The 18,788-nt window shown below is 40.7% G+C and carries 17 protein-coding genes and 1 other RNA gene; 8 read left to right on the top strand and 10 right to left on the bottom strand.

What is annotated here, in order from left to right; translation table 11 throughout:
- The first annotated feature begins 44 nt into the window (after positions 1 to 44).
- The 4 genes from corA (at position 45) to rnc (ending at position 3,400) form a co-directional block, all read left to right on the top strand.
- Positions 45 to 1,181 carry a magnesium/cobalt transporter CorA gene (gene corA, locus CLI64_RS13865; protein ID WP_103140716.1) on the top strand — a complete coding sequence of 379 codons (1,137 nt, stop codon included), beginning with the start codon at positions 45 to 47 and terminating at the stop codon, positions 1,179 to 1,181.
- Between the two features lie 87 nt (positions 1,182 to 1,268).
- Positions 1,269 to 1,970: a hypothetical protein gene (locus CLI64_RS13860; RefSeq protein ID WP_103137772.1), complete on the top strand. Its 702-nt coding sequence runs from the start codon at positions 1,269 to 1,271 to the stop codon at positions 1,968 to 1,970.
- A gap of 47 nt (positions 1,971 to 2,017) precedes the next feature.
- Positions 2,018 to 2,462, top strand: an RNA gene (gene rnpB, locus CLI64_RS13855) — RNase P RNA component class A.
- A gap of 218 nt (positions 2,463 to 2,680) precedes the next feature.
- On the top strand, positions 2,681 to 3,400 hold the full coding sequence (gene rnc, locus CLI64_RS13850; RefSeq protein WP_103137771.1) for a ribonuclease III: 720 nt from the start codon (positions 2,681 to 2,683) through the stop codon (positions 3,398 to 3,400).
- Positions 3,401 to 3,546: 146 nt separating this feature from the next.
- Here the strand turns inward: rnc and CLI64_RS13845 are convergent, their stop codons facing one another.
- Together CLI64_RS13845 and CLI64_RS13840 are read right to left on the bottom strand one after the other, a co-directional pair.
- Entirely contained in the window at positions 3,547 to 3,834 is a 288-nt protein-coding gene (locus CLI64_RS13845; RefSeq protein ID WP_103137770.1) for a DUF427 domain-containing protein, read from the bottom strand.
- A 113-nt stretch (positions 3,835 to 3,947) separates the two neighbouring features.
- Entirely contained in the window at positions 3,948 to 5,069 is a 1,122-nt protein-coding gene (locus CLI64_RS13840; RefSeq protein WP_103137769.1) for a site-2 protease family protein, read from the bottom strand.
- A 916-nt stretch (positions 5,070 to 5,985) separates the two neighbouring features.
- Here CLI64_RS13840 and CLI64_RS13830 point away from each other — a divergent pair.
- Positions 5,986 to 6,291 carry a hypothetical protein gene (locus CLI64_RS13830; protein ID WP_192881715.1) on the top strand — a complete coding sequence of 102 codons (306 nt, stop codon included), beginning with the start codon at positions 5,986 to 5,988 and terminating at the stop codon, positions 6,289 to 6,291.
- Positions 6,292 to 6,485: 194 nt separating this feature from the next.
- Here the strand turns inward: CLI64_RS13830 and surE are convergent, their stop codons facing one another.
- Both surE and CLI64_RS13820 read right to left on the bottom strand, forming a co-directional pair.
- A complete protein-coding gene (surE, locus tag CLI64_RS13825) occupies positions 6,486 to 7,166 on the bottom strand; it encodes a 5'/3'-nucleotidase SurE (RefSeq protein ID WP_103137767.1) in 681 nt (226 codons plus the stop codon).
- Between the two features lie 33 nt (positions 7,167 to 7,199).
- Positions 7,200 to 8,114 carry a M48 family metallopeptidase gene (locus CLI64_RS13820; RefSeq protein ID WP_103137766.1) on the bottom strand — a complete coding sequence of 305 codons (915 nt, stop codon included), beginning with the start codon at positions 8,112 to 8,114 and terminating at the stop codon, positions 7,200 to 7,202.
- A gap of 191 nt (positions 8,115 to 8,305) precedes the next feature.
- On the opposite strand from CLI64_RS13820, the gene psb32 reads away from it, so the two are divergent.
- Entirely contained in the window at positions 8,306 to 9,025 is a 720-nt protein-coding gene (psb32, locus tag CLI64_RS13815) for a photosystem II repair protein Psb32 (RefSeq protein WP_103137765.1), read from the top strand.
- 205 nt (positions 9,026 to 9,230) lie between these two features.
- Here psb32 and CLI64_RS13810 read toward each other — a convergent pair whose 3' ends face one another.
- The 3 genes from CLI64_RS13810 to CLI64_RS13800 all read right to left on the bottom strand — a co-directional run bounded on the left by CLI64_RS13810 (position 9,231) and on the right by CLI64_RS13800 (position 11,766).
- Positions 9,231 to 9,614 (bottom strand): DUF4346 domain-containing protein, encoded by a 384-nt coding sequence (locus CLI64_RS13810; RefSeq protein ID WP_103137764.1) that lies wholly within the window; start codon positions 9,612 to 9,614, stop codon positions 9,231 to 9,233.
- A 98-nt stretch (positions 9,615 to 9,712) separates the two neighbouring features.
- Positions 9,713 to 10,900 (bottom strand): GNAT family N-acetyltransferase, encoded by a 1,188-nt coding sequence (locus CLI64_RS13805; RefSeq protein ID WP_103137763.1) that lies wholly within the window; start codon positions 10,898 to 10,900, stop codon positions 9,713 to 9,715.
- 182 nt (positions 10,901 to 11,082) lie between these two features.
- Complete coding sequence (locus CLI64_RS13800; RefSeq protein WP_103137762.1) at positions 11,083 to 11,766, bottom strand: RibD family protein; 684 nt, start codon at positions 11,764 to 11,766, stop codon at positions 11,083 to 11,085.
- A gap of 358 nt (positions 11,767 to 12,124) precedes the next feature.
- On the opposite strand from CLI64_RS13800, the gene CLI64_RS13795 reads away from it, so the two are divergent.
- The gene (locus CLI64_RS13795) at positions 12,125 to 14,122 is read left to right on the top strand and encodes an ATP-binding protein (RefSeq protein ID WP_103137761.1); all 1,998 of its coding nucleotides are present in this window, start codon (positions 12,125 to 12,127) and stop codon (positions 14,120 to 14,122) included.
- A gap of 231 nt (positions 14,123 to 14,353) precedes the next feature.
- Here CLI64_RS13795 and CLI64_RS13790 read toward each other — a convergent pair whose 3' ends face one another.
- Together CLI64_RS13790 and CLI64_RS13785 are read right to left on the bottom strand one after the other, a co-directional pair.
- Positions 14,354 to 15,394, bottom strand: a complete 1,041-nt coding sequence (locus CLI64_RS13790; RefSeq protein WP_192881714.1) for a Gfo/Idh/MocA family protein — start codon at positions 15,392 to 15,394, stop codon at positions 14,354 to 14,356.
- A 141-nt stretch (positions 15,395 to 15,535) separates the two neighbouring features.
- Entirely contained in the window at positions 15,536 to 16,528 is a 993-nt protein-coding gene (locus CLI64_RS13785; RefSeq protein WP_103137760.1) for a choice-of-anchor A family protein, read from the bottom strand.
- Between the two features lie 513 nt (positions 16,529 to 17,041).
- On the opposite strand from CLI64_RS13785, the gene CLI64_RS13780 reads away from it, so the two are divergent.
- Entirely contained in the window at positions 17,042 to 17,674 is a 633-nt protein-coding gene (locus CLI64_RS13780) for a Uma2 family endonuclease (RefSeq protein ID WP_103137759.1), read from the top strand.
- Positions 17,675 to 17,808: 134 nt separating this feature from the next.
- On the opposite strand, the gene CLI64_RS13775 is transcribed toward CLI64_RS13780, so the two are convergent.
- Positions 17,809 to 18,780 (bottom strand): alpha/beta hydrolase, encoded by a 972-nt coding sequence (locus CLI64_RS13775; protein ID WP_103137758.1) that lies wholly within the window; start codon positions 18,778 to 18,780, stop codon positions 17,809 to 17,811.
- Positions 18,781 to 18,788 lie beyond the last annotated feature (8 nt).

The raw sequence follows: 18,788 nt of genomic DNA, 5'->3' as shown, positions 1-18,788 counted from the left end.
TCAAACAGCCTGTAAATGCAAACGGGTGACAGTGCATGGTTAGAATGCTCAAAAAACTGCGCCGCCAAGAGTCCATGAGATCCCGTAGGGATGAATTTTATCACTACCCAGGAACTCTACCAGGAACAATCATCATTGATGCAGATGCTCCACCACCAACTATTTATTTAATAGACTACAACCAAACTAGTTTTATTCGTCAACAAGTAGCAACCCCAGAAGAATGTATTCCCTATCTTGACCAAGAATCTGTTTCTTGGGTAGATGTCCAGGGTTTAGGTAATCAGGACATTTTAGAAAGAATGGGAAAAATCTTTGAATTATCATCTCTGGTTTTAGAAGATGTGGTCAATGTCTCGGAGCGTCCGAAAGTCGAAGATTATGATGACCAACTACTATTTATAGCGCGGATGGTAGTCCCTAAAGAAAAAGACTATGGTTTTTATAGCGAACAAGTCAGTTTAATTTTAGGTAAATATTATCTGCTCACAGTTCAAGAAGAACCAGAACATGATTGTTTTGAGGGTGTGAGAGTCAGAATTGAAAGAGGAAAAGGAATTATTCGCAAGCAAGGCACAGATTATTTAGCTTATGCTTTACTAGACTCTATTGTTGACGGCTTTTTTCCGGTTTTAGAGCGTTACGGTGAACAATTAGAAGATTTAGAAGAAGAAGTAATCGCTAAACCTACCCGCAAAACCCTACAAAAAATTTACCAACTGCGGCGAGAATTATTGCAATTACGCCGTGCTATCTGGCCACAACGGGACGCGATTAATGCTTTAATACGCGATCGCAGTGACTTAATTAGTGAAGATGTACAAATTTATTTAAGGGATTGCTACGACCATGCAGTCCAAGTCATGGATATGGTAGAAACTTACCGAGAGCTAGCATCTGGCTTGATGGATGTGTATCTCTCAGCCGTCGGTAACAAAATGAATGAAGTGATGAAGCTACTCACAGTAGTTTCCTCTATCTTTATTCCCCTAACTTTTATTGCAGGTATTTACGGTATGAACTTCAATACCGATAAATCGCCATATAATATGCCCGAACTGAATTGGTATTGGGGTTATCCACTTTGTCTAGCCGTCATGGGATTCATCGGTTTTGGTTTATTATTTTTATTCTGGCAACGGGGTTGGTTAGAAAATTCCACCAGCATTAAGCGGGAATGAGGGTTGGGGATTGGGGATTGGGGACTGGGGATTGGGTATTGGGTATTGGGGATTGGTGTACACACAAGTCTTATAATTTTTTAAAATATGACTACAAATAGTGACCAAAATTTAGTAGTATTAACTCTTTATATTCTTGGAGTTGCTTACGTCTTTAATTTAATGGTTGAATCCGTTGATGATCGGATTAAATATGAATTTAAAAAAGGTGAGGTAGACGACAAGCTGAAAGAGCAAGGTCTAGACGGAAAAATTAGTGTCAACTTTAAATTTAAAGCATCAGAGCCGATAGATGAACTCAAAGAACTCTCAATGACAATTGAGAATAAATCTGATGATTTAGCCATCTATGTAGACTGGGATAATAGCTCTTTAATCCTCAATAATAAATCATGCCGAGTCATTAGAAAATCACCAGATTTAACCCGTGACTTGGCTATATCTCAAAGTCCTAGTCTGATAGTTCCCAAGAAAACATTGACAGAAAATATCACCGCCGAGGACTTATTTGAACGGGATAAAGAAACAGGGGTTTATACAGTAAAAAAACCGCTTATGAATATTAGTGGTTTACAAAAAGGCGGGCCACCACAAAAGAAAATGTATGGCGATTTCATGAATAGAGGCAAAGAATTAGGATTTTCGCTACAACTTGTCCTGCGGTTATCGGAAATCAGAGCAGGTTTAGCTCCCGGTGCAGAATATCCCCCCATCTGCATTATTGATTGTCCCTTCACCGTGAGAAAATTACCTTGGACTTACGCCTTACCTTGGAACAAAAAGAAATAATCAAACAGCACAGATGCGATCATTGGCGATTACACTGTAACTAGGGAGAGAGTAGGCGTAGGCGGTTGCAGATCAGTGAATACTGGTTTGAGGAAAGTCCGGACTCCCCAAAGACCAGACTTGCTGGATAACGTCCAGTGCGAGCGATCGTGAGGATAGTGCCACAGAAAGATACCGCCAGAATTAGGGACTGGGGACTGGGGATTGGGGACTGGGTGAGAAATTGCCCAATCCCTAATCCCTGATCCCCAATCCCTAGATTTGGTAAGGGTGCAAAGGTGCGGTAAGAGCGCACCAGCAACGTCGAGAGGCGTTGGCTCGGTAAACCCCGGTTGGGAGCAAGGCCGTAGGAATTATGGTTGGTCTTTTACCAGTTCCGCTTAAAAAGAGCCGCTAGAGGCGTTTGGTAACAAACGTCCCAGATAGATAACCGCCTTCTTGTAGAGCAATCTACACAGAAAACAGAACCCGGCTTACTACCAACTCTCTCCTCTTTTAGTCATTAGTCAATGGTCATTAGTCAATAGTCCATAGTCTATAGCAACGACTATCAACTGTTTACTTATGACTCAGGAGATAATTTTGGCAGGGTAGGAATTTTACCCATGTCTAAAATATGCAACGCCATGAATCAAAACTAAGAAATTTGCCATCTCAATCAATGACTAATGACTAATAACTAATAACTAATGACTAATGACTAATAACTAATGAATGTTGTTTATCCGCGTCGTCAGCGACAGCTTGAGAGTTTAGTAAGAAAGTTGGGTTTGTCCACCACTGCACCGATTAAGTGGGAATTATTGGATTTAGCGTTGACTCATCCTACTGTTTCCGATTCCGCTAATTATGAACAACTAGAATTTGTTGGTGATGCGGTGGTGCGATTGGCGGCGGCTGTGGTTTTGTGGGAAACTTATCCCGATGGACAAGTGGGAGATTTTGCGGCGATTCGTTCTGTGTTGGTGAGCGATCGCATCCTCGCCCAATTAGCCAGAGAATACGGTTTAGAGTTACATTTACTCGTCGCCGGTAGTGCCACTAGTGATAAAATTGGTCAAGAATCACGACTGGCGGACGCTTTTGAGGCTGTTTTAGGTGCGCTTTACCTCAGTACCAATAATTTAGACTTGATTCGCCCTTGGTTAGACTTTCACTTTCGCCAACTAGCCGCAGAAATTCGCCTCGATCCCGCCAGATTAAATTACAAAGCCGCCCTCCAAGAGTGGACACAAGCCCAATTCAAAGTTTTACCAGAATATCGAGTTGTGGAAATCAATCAAGCTAACCGCACTCAAGAACGGTTCATGGCGGAGGTGTGGTTGTATGATAAAAAACTCGGTGAAGGCAAAGGACGCTCCATTAAAGCCGCCGAACAAGCAGCCGCTAAGGTGGCATTTTTAGCAGTTAACTCAGAGGAAGGGGTGTAAGGGTGTAGGGGTGTGGGGGTGTAGGGGAAAATCAAATCTCAGATTTTAGGGTGTTTCCTTGAAGTTTTGCAAAAACAAGTTCGTAGTAAGGACTTTAGTCCTAATTTTTCCAGCAATAAAGTGCTTACTACCAACCTAAAGTAGTTCTAATTATTTTCGACCTTTACACCTCGCCAAAAAGCAACATAACCTTCAATATTCTTCGCTTTTTCCTTAGTGCTGGGATAGTACCAAGCAGCATCTTTGTTGACTTGTCCATCAACGGCGATACTGTAGTAACTAGCAACTCCTTTCCACGGACAAGTCGTATGAGTGTCACTGTCTTGAAAATATTCTTTGTTAATTGCATCTGGGGGGAAATAATGATTTCCTTCCACGACGATAGTTTGGTCGCTTTCAGCTAGTACAGCCCCATTCCAAGTAGCTTTCGGCATAAGTGTGTTTGTGATGAAAGTTTACATTTAACATTTTGACACTTCTTAACTGTAAAAAAATCCCCCAGTAATTCTGAGGGAAGTCAGAGAAGGAGCGTTTTTCGATGAGAAAACTATGCAAGACTAGGTTCGGTGCTGCTTTGCAGTAGGTTGATGATGGCAGCTTTTTCTAAAATCCCCACTAGCACACCGTTATCACGAATTACGGGAAGTGCTGATATTTGTTGCTGTTCGAGTAATTGCACTACTTCTAGTAATGGTTGATGGGATGGGATGGTAGTAGATGGAGTTGGTCGCATGACATCTTTAACTTGAGTTTCTGACCACAATGCTGTGTTGATACGGCGTAAGTCATCTAGTGCGATCGCACCTACTAATTGTCCTTCATTGTTGGTGACTAAAAACCGTCGCCAGTTGTTACCTAACACAATTTGTTGGTCTGCAAACTCTCTTAAACTCAAATCAGCAGCAACAATCGGACTATCAACTGTGACTGCATCTGCTGCTGTCAATCCTGTGAGTTTCTCTTGCACTCTGGCAAATTGTGCGGCGTTACCAGCATTTCGCACCAGGAAGAACCCAACTAATAGATTCCAGAAGTTAGCGAAACTACCAAATAAGAATAGAGGAATTAAACCAGAAGCGATCGCTACCCAACCAAAAATTTGTCCGACTCGACTAGCAAAGGTAATACCTCTGTAGGGTTTACCTGTGATTTTCCAAACAATCGCTTTAAGGATATTACCACCATCTAAAGGTAAGCCAGGAATCAGGTTAAACAAAGCCAGGGCAAGGTTTACAGAAGCCAAAACACCCAGAATCGCAGCTAAGGGGCCAGATACCGCACTAGTAACACCAATTACCGTAACAATACCACATAGCAACAGACTGACCAACGGCCCAGCGATCGCCACCCAAAAGGCTTCTCCTGGTGTTTTTGATTCTTCTTCTAGACTCGCCAAACCACCAAAGATAAACAATGTAATTGAGTTGACATTAATACCTTGGCGGATGGCGACAAAGCTATGTCCCAATTCGTGGGCGACGACAGAAGCAAACAACAATAACGCCGTCGTCAATCCTAGTATTAACGCCAATCCTCCAGATAACTGGGGAAATTGTGCCATCAGTCCACCGCTATAACTCCAAGTTACCAAACCCAGAACTAGAAACCATGACGGATGGATATAAAAAGGGATACCGAAGAGATTCCCAACGCGAATTGTGCCGTTCATGCCGTTCACCTTTGATTTCAGCAGCGAGAGTTGTGTCTTTTACCTCTCGTTGTGATCATTGTAACGAAATATTAAGTGATTTTAATATTCCTAACGGTAGTAGTGTCCGTATGTTCAGGTGTGGTTAACAAGGCAATGGGTCAATAGTCAATAGTCATTAGTCATTAGTCATTAGTCGCCACTCACCACCCACCGCTCATGACTCATTACTCAGCACTCATTACTCATTACTCATTACTCATTACTCATTACTCATTACTCATTACTCATTACTCATTACTCAGCACTCAGCACTCATCACTCTCTGAGATGACAGTAATATTACTGTTATGACATCAGTACATAAACTGAAATCAATTTAGAATTTGAGGACTTTACAGTATATTTACTGAATATTTATCAATATTCTAACATTGATGAATTTTTATTAACTTAATATAAAGAGAGATAAATCTATCTCGTAGACAACGGTTGATACAGATTAATATGTGGAAAATAATTTATCCCATCTGAAAGGTGCTACCAATAGATTGCTTTATTGTAAAATCTAATACTTACGCCAGTAAACATTGTTGTAAAAAATAATACTGGTATAAAGAAAATGATTAAGTCAACTAATTTTAGATTTTAGATTCAATTCCATAATCCAAAATTTAAAATCTAAAATTCGGAAGGCGAAACATCAGATGACGCGCCCTCCTAGATATCACAAGGCCACCATATACCTATCCAATAGACGGGACTATCAGTTTATTGATAGAAATACTTCTCTCATTTGCTAGAAGTAGTAAAAAACAAAGCAGAAATAGTATGAAAACAGCAATTTATCGAAAGCTGTATTTCATCAATTAAACTACCAAATTAATATTGTCATTCAACTATTACAATGCTCTCTCACAGTCGGGGTATGCAAGTTATGATTTCATCTGGAGTAGAAATAAAAGTTAGTCGTCTAGAGTCTATAGTTGAGCAAATTGGAGAAGCTGTACTTTCTACGACAGAAACCATTGAACGTCTAGCAGACAGATTAGAAAATCTTAGTTGCCAAGTGGAAGCACAAGGTAAACAATTGCAACAGCAAGGATATCAAATATTTGCTTTATGTGATGCCGTCCAAAGCCTTGCAGAATCTCAAGATGACTCATTACAAAAGTTAACTCAACTAACACAAACTTTAGACAAATTAACTACATTAATTCAGGGCTTAGATGAAGAAGAGTGATGAGTGGTGAGTTTTTAGTGCTGTTAGCGGTAGCGCGGCGTTTAGCCGGTGCTGAGTTTTGAGTGCTGAGTGAGGAAATCTATTCCACCTTGTCTACCTTGTCTCCCCAGTCCCCAATCCCCAACTCTTCTTAATTTTGAATTTTGAATTTTGAATTTTGAATTTTGAATTTTGAATTGATTCGTCCCCATTCCCTATACCCTTAATTGAGTAACTGCAATGTTTCCAGAAAAACAAACATCAACATCACTACCAGGGGTGCGATCGCGTTTGCCGTATTCACCGACATAATAAAAATCATCACCGTCAATGCGATAGTTGACAGGTAAGGGTTTATTACATGGTTGGCAAAATACTATCTCTGGTTCGGGTTCTCCTGGTTGGAGATGGGGTAAATTCACATTCCAAAAACACCAAGGTTCTAGGGGGCGGTGCAGTAAATCAGTTAAAATTTCCACGGTTAACTTAGCTGCAAATTCCCAATCGAAATTTTGCTTGGCTTTACGATAGTGAGATATCGCAATTCCAGGGATACCGTGCATAGCAGCCTCTCGCACCGCCGCCACAGTACCAGAAATATAGGCATCAACGCCTAAGTTACCGCCAGCATTAATTCCAGACAAGACAAATTTAGTATCTTGGCATAAATGCGTTACCGCAATTCTGACACAATCAGCAGGAGTACCAGCGATCGCATATTCAAATTCCCCACGCTGTTGTAATTTAATGGGACTAGTGGTGGTGACTTGATGACCACAACCAGATTGATGATCCCTGGGTGCAGCAACAATAAACTTTTGACCATTTACAGCTTGCACCAAAGCCTTAATCCCTGGAGCATCAATACCATCATCGTTAGTTAAGATTATGGTCATATAATTTGTAATTCGTAATTAGAAAAATAGATCCTAACTTTGTTCAGTTGCGTCCCAGGCGTTGAGGAAATTCCAGTCTTCATTATCTTCAGAAGTTGTAGGTTGCTGATGAACGGGTTCTTTTCCTTGCAACAAGTTGTCATATTCGCCTGAGTCTACCCATTTCAACAGTTCCGAGGCTCTCATCACTGTCCAAGGTAGAAGATGTTCCATGAAGCTAAAAGTCTTAGCGAATTTATCTAAACTATCGAGATTAGTAAATTCAAAACTACGCGCTTGGGTGACGAAATCATTAATGGTTTCTTCATTTAAATACTCTTGAGGTAAACCACCCAATTTCATCAAAGCAGTAATCGCCACATCTTGATTTTGACACGCCAATAAACCAGCGCGATCGGCGGTAAATTTAGCCATAATTATCCAGTTATATAAAGCAATTTCTATGCCGTTAGCCGCTAATCCACCTATACCGAAGGTGGTGCTACTAATTAAATTTTTCACCACTGGCATAATATGTGCCATTTGCTGGTATGCCAAGTATTTACCTTTGATGCGTGCAACTTCGTGTCCGAACACAAACAACAATTCATCATGGGAAAGCCATTCCATCCCCTCCAGATTAATTCCCACTACAGGCTTTTCTACCCCAACAGCGTAGGCTTTGATGTATCCTGTACCCCGAAACAGAAAAAGTTCTGGGGTGGGAGTAATATCGAGGATATTGCAGGTTTCCGTAAAAGCATTATAGAGACTGGGAAAATTGCGCGGCGTAACTTTGAATTCACTTCCAGTGATTTGCATCCGCAGCAATCTATCAATCCCGTACTCATTAACTTTATTCAACAATAGAGGTAATACAGGGGTTCGCTCCAAAGACATTAAAGCCTTGTGGTCAAACGGATGCTCATAAAACTCGGTTTTCAAACCAGGAAAACGTTTCTTTTCCATACTTTTGTGCGGTCAACACAATAAAATTCACTATAAAAAAGTAGCAAGTATCTTAGTTAAGATATCAGAAATAGCATCTTAGGTGATGAAGAGCGATCGCTCTTGTCTTTAATGATCAACCTATGGAATAAGTGATTTTGACATTAGTTGTATAGTATTTTTGATGCTAATCGGTATTATAGGATTATCAAATGCAGCAGCTCCTCAACCAAGTTTTTATCAGGCTCATCTTACCGATACTGACGGTAATTTTAGCTACTTCATTATTTGCCACCTCTGCATTAGCTACGGGTGTTTATCAAATACCCAATCTGACAGCAGGTGATTCTACTTGGGTTGTAGACCAAGGTGAAGTTATCAGCCGCATCAATGAAGGTCAGATTAGTGGTAACTTTGATGACTTGGCTAAGAACACTGGAAACGAAGTCAGATTTGTGACAATTCGTCGCTTAGATTACGGTGAAACTCCAGACAGCTTTGCGAAATCACTGTTTGATAGATGGTTTCCGACTTCAGAAGCTAAAGCCAATCAAACTTTGTTAGTGCTGGACACAGTAACTAACGGTACAGCAATCATTTCTGGGGAAAAAGTGAAATCTCTGCTAACAGATGAAATTGCAACCAGTGTAGCGGAAGAAACGTTAGCTGCACCTTTGCGCGATGGTAATAAATATAATCAGGCATTTTTGGATGCCAGCGATCGCCTAGTTGCAGTTCTCTCCGGTCAACCTGATCCCGGCCCCCCGCAAATCGTTGACAAAGTACAGGTAGAAGGAACTTTCAAAAAAGCTGAAGAAACTGACAAAGGTAACGCCACAGCTTGGGTAGTGGGACTGTTAATCGCTGCCACTATTATCCCAATGGCGACTTACTATATTTATTTGGCAGTTCAACCATCGTCGGAAGGGTAGAAAGAGCAAAAGGAAAAAGGCAAAAGGAAAAAGGGCATTGCTGATTAATGGGATGATTTATGTTTCGCGCATACCGCTAAAGCGGAACCCGAAGGGTAGGCGCAAAGGCGCAAAAAATCGTTAGTTTACTTTGCTAAAAAAGCTTAATTCATCCGGCATTGATACAAAGCCAGATTTTTTTGCCTTTTTCCTTTTTACTGTTGCCTTAGTCTTGAATATACTCTTGCCCTGTGACTAAAGCGGCTTCTGCGCGGACAAATTCACGACCTAAATAAGCAGCGTGGTCTAGCTGACTGACAGGACAGGGCTGAGTTTCTTCAAAAATTCTCACACTTAATTCTTTGGCTGTTCTCCCACTAAATACTGTGGTGTGGGTGCGTTCCACCTTACCCTTAGCAGGAATGACTTTTCCGGTTACGGGATCTACAGCTAAACCACGGTCATCAATGATGTTTGTAAAATGTTTGGCATAGATTAAACCTTCTGCCCGGTCTAAATAGATAATGAAATATCCATAGGGATCAAGGTCAATGTGACGCTGTGAAAGTCTATCATCAATTGCCGCCAAATTTTCTAATATCAAATCCATAATCGGTCTCAAAACTAAATTTATCTATTCTGAGTTTTTACACTACAGATCAAGTGTAAATCTTTCTCAGCTAACAGTTACCAATTAATTAGCAATTACTAGTTTGACGGATTTTGTTTACTAAAAGGTAACTCTGCATTAATGGCGGCAATTTCTTGCTGTTCTAGTTGGTTTACTTCGTGAATGTAGGGCAATAAAATCTGTGATAGACGACCATTATAGAATCTGTGCAAACTGTAATTAGGCGTAGCAGGGAATCCACGGCGTTTTTTATGTCTGCCGCCTGCACCGGGATCAAATAATTGGATACCGTTAGCGATCGCCCATTCAATCGGTGCATAATAGCAAGCATCAAAATGTAAACAGTCGATTTCTTGAAAGCTACCCCAATAGCGTCCGTATAATCTATCGTCTTTAAACAAGCAAAAAGACATTCCCATCGGGTGACGTTCATCTTCTTCGTTATAGGCGGCAAAAAATACCACTCGATGACGATAATTATGATGTAACTGCTCAAAAAATTGTTTGGTGAGATATTTGCTTCCCCACCAGCCAAACTTATCGCAGGTATCAGCATAAAAATCGTACATTAAGGAAAACAAAGATTTAGGAATATCATCCCCAGTTACAGGCTTGAGTCTTAAGCCAACTTTTTCTACGGCTTTGCGTTCTCGTTTAATATTGCGACGCTGGTTAGCATTAAACACAGCCAAATAATCATCAAAATTCTCAAATCCTGAATTTTCCCAGATATAACTATGATGCAACCAAGGGGTGAAACCTGTTTGTGTTAAAACTGGTCGCCATTCGGGATCAACATAGAGGAAATGACAGCCAGAAATCCGATTTTTGATACAAAAAGCATCAATTTCATGTACCATCATCGCCGTAACTTCTGCTTCATCTTCCCCTGGTGCAATTAAAAATCGATAACCTTCAGCCGGGGTAAATGGAGTCATCCCCAAAAGTTTCGGGTAGTATTGTACACCTATGCGTTCTGCCAACTCTGCCCACTGGTGATCAAAGACAAATTCACCATAACTATGGCCTTTCAGGTACAAAACAGCAGCAGCAATTAAGGTTCTGTCGCGCCACAGAGTTAAATGATTGGGTAGCCAACCAGTTTTAGCTGTAGCACTGTGGGAACTTTCCAGATTATGCAACCAATTCCACTCTAAAAAAGGAGTTTTCAGGGGTAAGGCTAAAGCATCCCAAGCATCTTGGGGAACTTCTGCAACTTTGTTGATCCAAACGCTAGAATAACGCGGCTTGAGTTTTTCTACCATTTTTGGGGAATAGGGAATGGGGAATGGGGAATGGGGAATGGGGAATGGGGACTGGGAGGGCAGAAGGCAAGGGGGCAGGGAGCAGGGAGAAATGGGGAAATTTTTCTTCCCTTGCCCCCTGCCCCCTGCACCAATTCCTCTTCTATGCCCCATTCCCAATCAATAGCGTAATCTAATTTACCTTATCGTTGCAGGCGATAATGGAGAAAAACTTCTTGGTCAATGGTTTTCACTTCTAAAAGTTGCAACCGAGGAGCTAGTTTAGACATAAATCCTTGTCCGTCTACAGGTGTCGGTGCAGTCTCACCACCTAAAATTAATGGGCAAACCGTCAGCCATAACTCATCTATCAAGTCTAACTCCAGCATAGAAGCTACTAATGTTCCTCCACCCAAGATTACCAAGCGTGATATACCTAAAAAGGCTAACTCTTGTAAAGCGGCTAGTAGGTCAAGGTTGCCATTTGGTGCAGTAAAAGCTAAAATTTTGGCAAATTCTGGTTTTTGTCGCCAAAATTGCGCGCCTGTGGTTGTTGTCAACAACCAGCGTTGAATTGATTGCTGAAAAAAGCGAATTTCCGGATTTATCTGACCAGAGTGTGTAGTAACTATATGAATCGGCTGGGTAGGTTTACCTTCTTGCTGTCGATGTTGCAAGAGCATCGTTTGTGATATGGTCATTGTTGTACCATAAGCACGCAGCGTGCCTGCACCCAATAATACAGCATCAGCAGTAGCAATCTGTTGTTCTAGGTGTGTTCTATCTACATTTGAGCCAAATCTAGCAGGCGATCGCCGAAAATCTGCTATTTTGCCATCTGCACTCATGGCTAAAACTACTGTCGTATGTGGACGATTTTGCACCATTGGGTTAATTTACGGGTGGAGTTTTTGGAACTTAACTTGTAGATGATGGCAGAAACAAAAATACCATATCCCTAAGCAGTAACAAGTTACGGCATGATTGCACAGTGAATTAAATATAAATTTTGTCCTTTTGATTGGAAATTATTCCCAGCGATACTTGATTAATATGCAGCACAAGTCCATCTCACATCTACCGACTAAAATTTTTGGTATAGCTCATAGCTGTTTATTCATTCCATCTTTGATACCTTTGGGGGCTGATTACAAAGTGTGGATAAATTCATAAAATGTCTCCTTTGGCCGGTTTATTTACATATGTAGGCTGTTGTGGTTTTGCAGTTGTGAAGTGAGACGCTCGATGGCTAATCCCCGTCAATCATCCTTTAGACGTATTTTAGTAACGAGAATTTTGTTGCTGTTTGTGCCTGTTTTATTTATCGGACAGCTAGCAGCTTTGAATAAGGCGCGTTCTAGTTTGTTGAAAACTGCACGACAAAATTTGACTGATAGTGCTGTAATCAAAGGGGAAAAAATTGTTAATGCGATCGCAAATCTGAAAACTAGTTTATTAATCGCTAGTCGCACCACAGTTGTGCAGTCGGGATCACCAACGGAAATTCAAACATTTCTCGCCCAGTTGACACAACAACTACCCAAATACGTCGAGTGCTTGCAGCTGACTAATGTGCAGAGTGGTGAAGTTGTTGCTAGTAGTTGCGGTAATCAAGCGATCGCCAAAATTGTGTTACCTTTTCCCAGGGATGGAGTAGAAATCCGCACTGTCCCGCCTCAAAAGCCAGGAACCACCACATCCAAAAATCCGCGTCAACAACTAGAATTAGTTCTCTCTACACCCGTTGATAATGGTTCTGGGGAATTGCGGTATGCCTTGAGTCTACAATCAGCGTTATACGAACAAACTAAACCACAAGCAGGTTCTCTCACAGGTTCAACTCTCGTCATTGCTGAAGATGGGACGATATTAGCCCATCCTGTAGCCGATTTAGTCGGTAGCAATATCAGAGAACATCCAGATGCAGCCCAACTCAAAAGCATTGTCAAAAATGCGATCGCCGGCAAAAATGAGTCTATCAATTTGTCTTTTCGGGATGGTAAAGAGTTAGTTGCCGGTTATACAGCTATTAATGATCCCATCACCAAACAAAAAGCCAAAAAGTGGGTAGTTTTAGCAGTCACAACTGTAGATAACGCCCTATTAGGTTTAGAAGAAATCAAACTAATTTTGATTGTTTTAACCGTGGGTTTAATTGGTGCGAGTTTATTAGCATCATTGTATTTAGCCCCCTATTTAGCTAATCCCGTTGAAGCATTACGAGACTATGCTTTAAATATTCACAGCCACCACGCCGCTAATCCCATCCCCCATAACTTCCAAATTCGCGAATTTAACCAGCTATCACAAGCTTTAGACCAAATGGTTTATCGCCTTAAAGCTTGGTCAGAAGAACTAGAAACGGCTTGGAAAGAAGCCAAAACAGCCAATCAAATTAAAAGTCAATTTTTAGCCACAACTTCCCACGAACTACGTAATCCGCTAAACATCATCATTAACTCCATCCGCTTTGTCAAAGATGATATGTGTGACAGTCGGGAAGAAGAACTGGAATTTCTCGAACGTGCTGATGAAACAGCTATTCACCTACTAGGAATTATTAACGAGTTACTAGATATTTCGAGAATTGAAGCGGGTAAACTTTCCGTAGTCACAGAACCCCTAGATTTGAGACAAATCCTACTAGAAGTGATTAATTTACAATCAGTAAACATTCAACATAAAGGTTTGCAACTCAAAACTAGTCTAGGAACAGAATCTATTCCCGTCAAAGCAGACGCAGCCAAACTCAAACAAGTATTAATCAATATCATTGGGAACGCCACTAAGTTCACCGATGAAGGCGGGATCACCATTTCCACATCTTTACATAAGATTAATGGTAAATCTCAAGTTACCGTCACCATCACAGATACAGGTTTAGGGATCGAACCATCTCAACAGCAAAAACTATTTCGTCCCTATGTCATGGTAGATGGCAATAACACACGCAAATGTGAAGGTACAGGTTTAGGGTTAGCCATTTCCCGTAACTTAATAGAACTGATGGGCGGTACAATCACCCTAGAAAGTGCAGGTATTAATCAAGGCACTACAGTAAAAATTTCTTTACCTCTGATTGAAATATCAAAACCCTCACCAGTCAAGGAAGAAAGTTTAGAAAATCTAGAAATTCCCCATGAAAATGCTTATACCCCACACTCAGAAACAACTCTAGTTCATGGAAACGCCTTGTATAAGTCCAATCAATCCCAATTAACTCCTCAACCTGTTCAGAAATGAGTGGTGAGTGCTGAGTAATGAGTAATGAGTAATGAGTAATGAGTAATGAGTGCTGAGTGGTGAGTAATGAGTGCTGAGTGGTGAGTAATGAGTGCTGAGTGGTGAGTAATCAATTCTTTAATTTTGAATTTTGAATTTTGAATTGATTTGAGTGCTGTTAGCAGTAGCGCGGCGTTTAGTCGGTGATGACTAATGACTAATGACTATTGACTAATGACTATTGACTATTGACTATTGACCATTAAGACAAATTTCTTGTCCGCCTTGATTAAGAGAAGTAGTAAGTGCAGAGAGAATTTTAACTAACTCTGTACCTACCCAACCTGATGAAATTGTGGGTGGAGTGTTTTGCAGGATGGATGAGACAAAGGTGTTGCAAACTCTGTTCAAAGGTTCTCCTTTCTCTAATTCCAGCGTTTCTTGGCTTTGATTTATCGGTAAAAATAGATTTTCCTGACGTTCAAATTCACCATGTAATAGAGTTAACGGTGATGATGATGACATTTCATCAAATACCAAAGTACCAAGGCTACCTACTACAGCTAACCGACGCTGTTTGTCAGGGTTTAACCAGCATAGGTGAATATAGGCTTGAAATCCATCTGGGTAGGTAAGTGTTACCCAGACTAAATCAGCTAATCCTGATGGGAAGTGGTTAATTTCTGTATTAGCTTTACTTTGCAGCCAAACCTTACCCGTAGCCTGGACGCTGGTGGGTGTTTGACCTAACCAGTTGTTAAAGATGGCAATATCATGAATGGCTAAATCCCAGAGTGCATCAACATCTTGGCGCACAGGGCCTAAATGGGTACGGGCTGCATAACCGTAACGCAAATCACCTAATTTACCTGCTTGGACTACGGTTTTTCCTCCCGCAACGGCTGGGTGAAATAAATAGGTGTGGTCAACCATGAGGATTAATTTTTGTTGATCTGCCAATTGGCAAAGTTCTTGACATTCTCCTGGTTCAAGAGTGAGAGGCTTTTCTGCTAGGACATGACAACCCCAGTTGAGAGCATCTTTAACTAAAGCATAATGGGTAGTTGCTGGTGTAGCGATCGCAACTGCTGTTAAGTCTGATAATTGCTGTAAATCTTGCCAATGGGTCGTCAATAAGATATTTTTATCTAAATTAAATTGCTGCTGCACTACCGCCAACCTGTCTGCGTGCGGATCTACTACCGCCACGACATTAACTTGGGGTAGTGCTAAAAAATTCCGCAGTAGATGCACTCCCCAGCGTCCAACCCCAACAACAGCAATGTTAATCATTAGTTATTAGTTATTAGTCATTGGTTATTAGTTAATGGTCATTGCTAATTGAGCCAGCGTCAAGCCCTGGGGAGAATTCACAATTTAGTGTTGCATCATGGTGCGGAGAAAACCCTAAATTTAGCAACGCTCAAGATTTACCTATACTCTGGAACGGCGGAAGAATCTCGCTATAGTTCCAAGGAAAAATAGACCGAAAACCATACTTGGTTCTGGAACTGCGGTTGTTTCTGGTTCTTCTACAGGAGGTTCTGGTTCTTCAGTGGGGGGTTGTGGCTTTGGTGGACTGGGAAGATTACCTGTAAACGGTACATTGTGGAATTCACCAGTACCAGATAGTGAGGAAGCTACTAAAGTTCCTTCTACATTTCCATTCGAGAAATTAACATTAGCTTTGGTCGCCAATACACTACCCTGGAATGAAAAACCTGTGGTGCTAATTTGAGTAGCATCCACAAAGTTAAACAAAACGTTTTGTTTATTTATGCCACCCAAATTTAACCCAAAATATTTAATATCAACGCTACTTCCTAAAATGTTTAAAATTACCGTGGAATTACTACCCACTCCATTCAAGTTTAAGTAACTGCTGCTGGAAAATTTAGAACCATCAATTGTAAAGACATTCAAATCACTGTTGTTTCCTGTGAGGATAATCCCGCCCCACTTATATTCGGTAGTAGTTGTTGAAGTTAATCCAACCAAATATTGAGAAAGATTAGTTAATTCTTGACGTGCAGCATTAAAGTCAATCAATTGACCTGACTTTACACCACAATTAGGAGAACAATTGAAATAAACGGGAGTCTTAACAGTACCACCTACAACAGCATTACCGCCAAAAATTTGACCGTTATTGTAAGTTAAATTTCCACCAACAACCAAACGAGTATCTGTCCCATTGGAGTTAGTCAGACGGTCTGCAATACCAAAATTAGTGAATGTTGCATTTCCTCCCACAGCAACACGACCTTCGGAATCTGAACTTTGATTCATGTCTCCAAAGACAAAGACATTATAGTCCTGTGCTATTCCTAAATTGACAGCCATAGCTGGTTGGATAAATCCAGTTATAGCGAGTGTTCCCAAGGACAATGGTATGAGTGTGAGTGTAGATTTCAGGTTTTTTAGCATAGTCTTAGTGTCGCCAAATCATAACGCTACTAATTTACTGTTTATTGAATAAATGTTCTAAAAAGATGATGTAAATTCTTAGGTAAAATATCAATGATAAAAAGCATTATATTTCTGTATATTTACTGTTGAAATTCTTGCTAAAAATTTAATTAAGGGATGGTGCTTTAGGAATTTTAATTGATGATTGAAATTACTTACGTAGATAGAGAACATGTAAGAAGAAATAGGAGTGTGGTTTAAACCATTACACCATTTCACGAAAAATCTGATACAGATGTAAACCCTAAAATCCTTGCTACATCTAAGTTTTTTAATTGCGTAAAGCCTGCGGCATAGCTGCGCTTAGAGCGTAGCGGGGCGGGAGCGTCGTTGCGAATTGTGAATTGGTATTACATCTCCGACACTACTGCTTAACAGATAACCTCTGTGCGTCAGTCCTGCATATAGTATGTAGTATCTTTCTTTTGTTTCATCCTCTAGAATAAAACCAAGAGATTTTCGGTTGAAACTATGACTGCGACATTGCTGACACCACCGAATGAAATGATTCACCTATCGGGAATTAGCTGGCAGACTTATGAGACACTGTTGACAGAATTGAGCGATCGCCGTCTCAGATTGACTTATAATCGTGGGAATCTAGAAATTATGTCCCCTTCCCCAGAACATGAACTTGGCAAAGAAGTTTTAGGTCGCTTTGTGGAAACACTAGCTGAAGAATTGGCAGTGAACATTTATCCTTTAGGTTCAACTACATTGAAACGTCCTGAAATAAGTGGTGCAGAACCAGATAAATGTTTCTACATCCGTAATATTGCCGTAGTTCGGGGAAAAAAACGATTGGACTTAGTACAAGATCCTGCACCCGATTTAGTTGTGGAAATTGATGTCACTAGTGGTTCTCAAAATCGTCTCCAAGTCTATGCAGATTTGGGTATCGCAGAAGTTTGGATTTATAATGGGGAATCTTTAGTAATTAAACAATTACAAAATAACGCTTATATTACTTGTAAAAATAGTCAGTTTTTTGTCAATTTACCTATTCCAGAAATTGCTAATTTCTTACAAAAAGCTGAGACAATGGACTATTTAGAATTGGTGAAATTATTTCGTGAATGGGTGAGGAATCAGATAGGAAAGTAGAGAGAATATCAGCCAATACGGTTTAGTTAAAGCTAAAATCTAGGGTTTGTAAAGTAAAGAAAAGTTCGTAGTAAGGACTTCAGTCCTTAGATGAGGACTAAAGTCTCCACTACAAACTATTTTCTTAACGAAGTTCAGCTTTGCCAGTCTGCTAATTGTGTAACTAAGAAATAGCGCACATGATCAACAAAAGTTGCGCCCCATTGTCTTGTTCCATGCCCCATTCCAGGAACGACATAACAAGCACCATCAGGGAATTTCTGGGCGCAATTTTGAGCATCTTTAATATTGACCATTGGGTCATTAGCACCAATTAAAAAGCGCACTCTCCGAGGTGATTTTACTTTTTCAATATAGTTCATGGGATTGCATTCCCACGCAAATTCATCTTGATATTTGAGGTTTTTAGCTAGTTGTAAAAGTTTGACTACAGGTGTTAAATCAGGTTGTAATTTGTCTAAAATTGACTCTGCTATTCCCCCTACCGGAGATGCAGCAATATCTGGTAAAAGATTATATCCCCAACTTTTCGCAAAAGATGGCAAATCTGCATGACCAATAGTTCCTAGTAACCTTTCTCCTAAACCATTGGTTGTGAAAGCATAGGCGGATAGCAATACACCCATACTCACCCCAAATAATGCCAGTCTGGGGTCAGAAAGTCCATAGCGATCGCCACAAAATTCTCTGACTTTGGCGATATCATTGACTGTGCTGCGAAATATTGACAACAGCATGGCGGTATCAAAAGCAATTCCTCTATCAAGTAGGGGTTTAATTTCGTTCTGTGCCAAACTTGTAAAGGTGCGTACTAAACTGCGTTCACCGGCTAAGGGGGTATCGAATAAAGCCACAGCTATACCCATTTGAGTGAGAGTAGGGACTATGAAAGCATTCCAGCCATAAGGCGCGCACATCCCCTGTAAACCGATGACTAAGGGTGTGTCGTGTCTGGGGCGATGTTGTGGTAAAAATACTGCTACCGGAAAGCCGCTTAATCGTTCATCGATATCACTTACTCTAGTATAAGGATAAGGCTCATAGAACCAATAGCGATCGCCTCTCACACCTGCAAAAGTAATCTCATCAGCCCCGGAAATCATCATATTGGTTT

The sequence above is a fragment of the Nostoc sp. CENA543 genome (assembly GCF_002896875.1).
Classification (GTDB): Bacteria; Cyanobacteriota; Cyanobacteriia; order Cyanobacteriales; family Nostocaceae; genus Trichormus.
Note: the sequence above shows the minus strand (reverse complement) of the source record. Positions and strands in the feature narration are given on the sequence as shown.

Bases quoted from the DNA above. Each gene is read 5' to 3' on its own strand.
- CLI64_RS13840 (WP_103137769.1), bottom strand. From the start codon at position 5,069: ATGAACGGCACAATTCGCGTTGGGAATCTCTTCGGTATCCCTTTTTAT.
- CLI64_RS13790 (WP_192881714.1), bottom strand. From the start codon at position 15,394: ATGATTAACATTGCTGTTGTTGGGGTTGGACGCTGGGGAGTGCATCTA.
- CLI64_RS13780 (WP_103137759.1), top strand. From the start codon at position 17,042: ATGACTGCGACATTGCTGACACCACCGAATGAAATGATTCACCTATCG.
- surE (WP_103137767.1), bottom strand. From the start codon at position 7,166: ATGACCATAATCTTAACTAACGATGATGGTATTGATGCTCCAGGGATT.
- corA (WP_103140716.1), top strand. From the start codon at position 45: ATGCTCAAAAAACTGCGCCGCCAAGAGTCCATGAGATCCCGTAGGGAT.
- CLI64_RS13810 (WP_103137764.1), bottom strand. From the start codon at position 9,614: ATGGATTTGATATTAGAAAATTTGGCGGCAATTGATGATAGACTTTCA.
- CLI64_RS13775 (WP_103137758.1), bottom strand. From the start codon at position 18,780: ATGATGATTTCCGGGGCTGATGAGATTACTTTTGCAGGTGTGAGAGGC.
- CLI64_RS13805 (WP_103137763.1), bottom strand. From the start codon at position 10,900: ATGGTAGAAAAACTCAAGCCGCGTTATTCTAGCGTTTGGATCAACAAA.
- CLI64_RS13800 (WP_103137762.1), bottom strand. From the start codon at position 11,766: ATGGTGCAAAATCGTCCACATACGACAGTAGTTTTAGCCATGAGTGCA.
- CLI64_RS13820 (WP_103137766.1), bottom strand. From the start codon at position 8,114: ATGGAAAAGAAACGTTTTCCTGGTTTGAAAACCGAGTTTTATGAGCAT.
- rnc (WP_103137771.1), top strand. From the start codon at position 2,681: ATGAATGTTGTTTATCCGCGTCGTCAGCGACAGCTTGAGAGTTTAGTA.
- psb32 (WP_103137765.1), top strand. From the start codon at position 8,306: ATGCAGCAGCTCCTCAACCAAGTTTTTATCAGGCTCATCTTACCGATA.
- CLI64_RS13795 (WP_103137761.1), top strand. From the start codon at position 12,125: ATGGCTAATCCCCGTCAATCATCCTTTAGACGTATTTTAGTAACGAGA.
- CLI64_RS13830 (WP_192881715.1), top strand. From the start codon at position 5,986: ATGATTTCATCTGGAGTAGAAATAAAAGTTAGTCGTCTAGAGTCTATA.
- CLI64_RS13785 (WP_103137760.1), bottom strand. From the start codon at position 16,528: ATGCTAAAAAACCTGAAATCTACACTCACACTCATACCATTGTCCTTG.
- CLI64_RS13845 (WP_103137770.1), bottom strand. From the start codon at position 3,834: ATGCCGAAAGCTACTTGGAATGGGGCTGTACTAGCTGAAAGCGACCAA.
- CLI64_RS13860 (WP_103137772.1), top strand. From the start codon at position 1,269: ATGACTACAAATAGTGACCAAAATTTAGTAGTATTAACTCTTTATATT.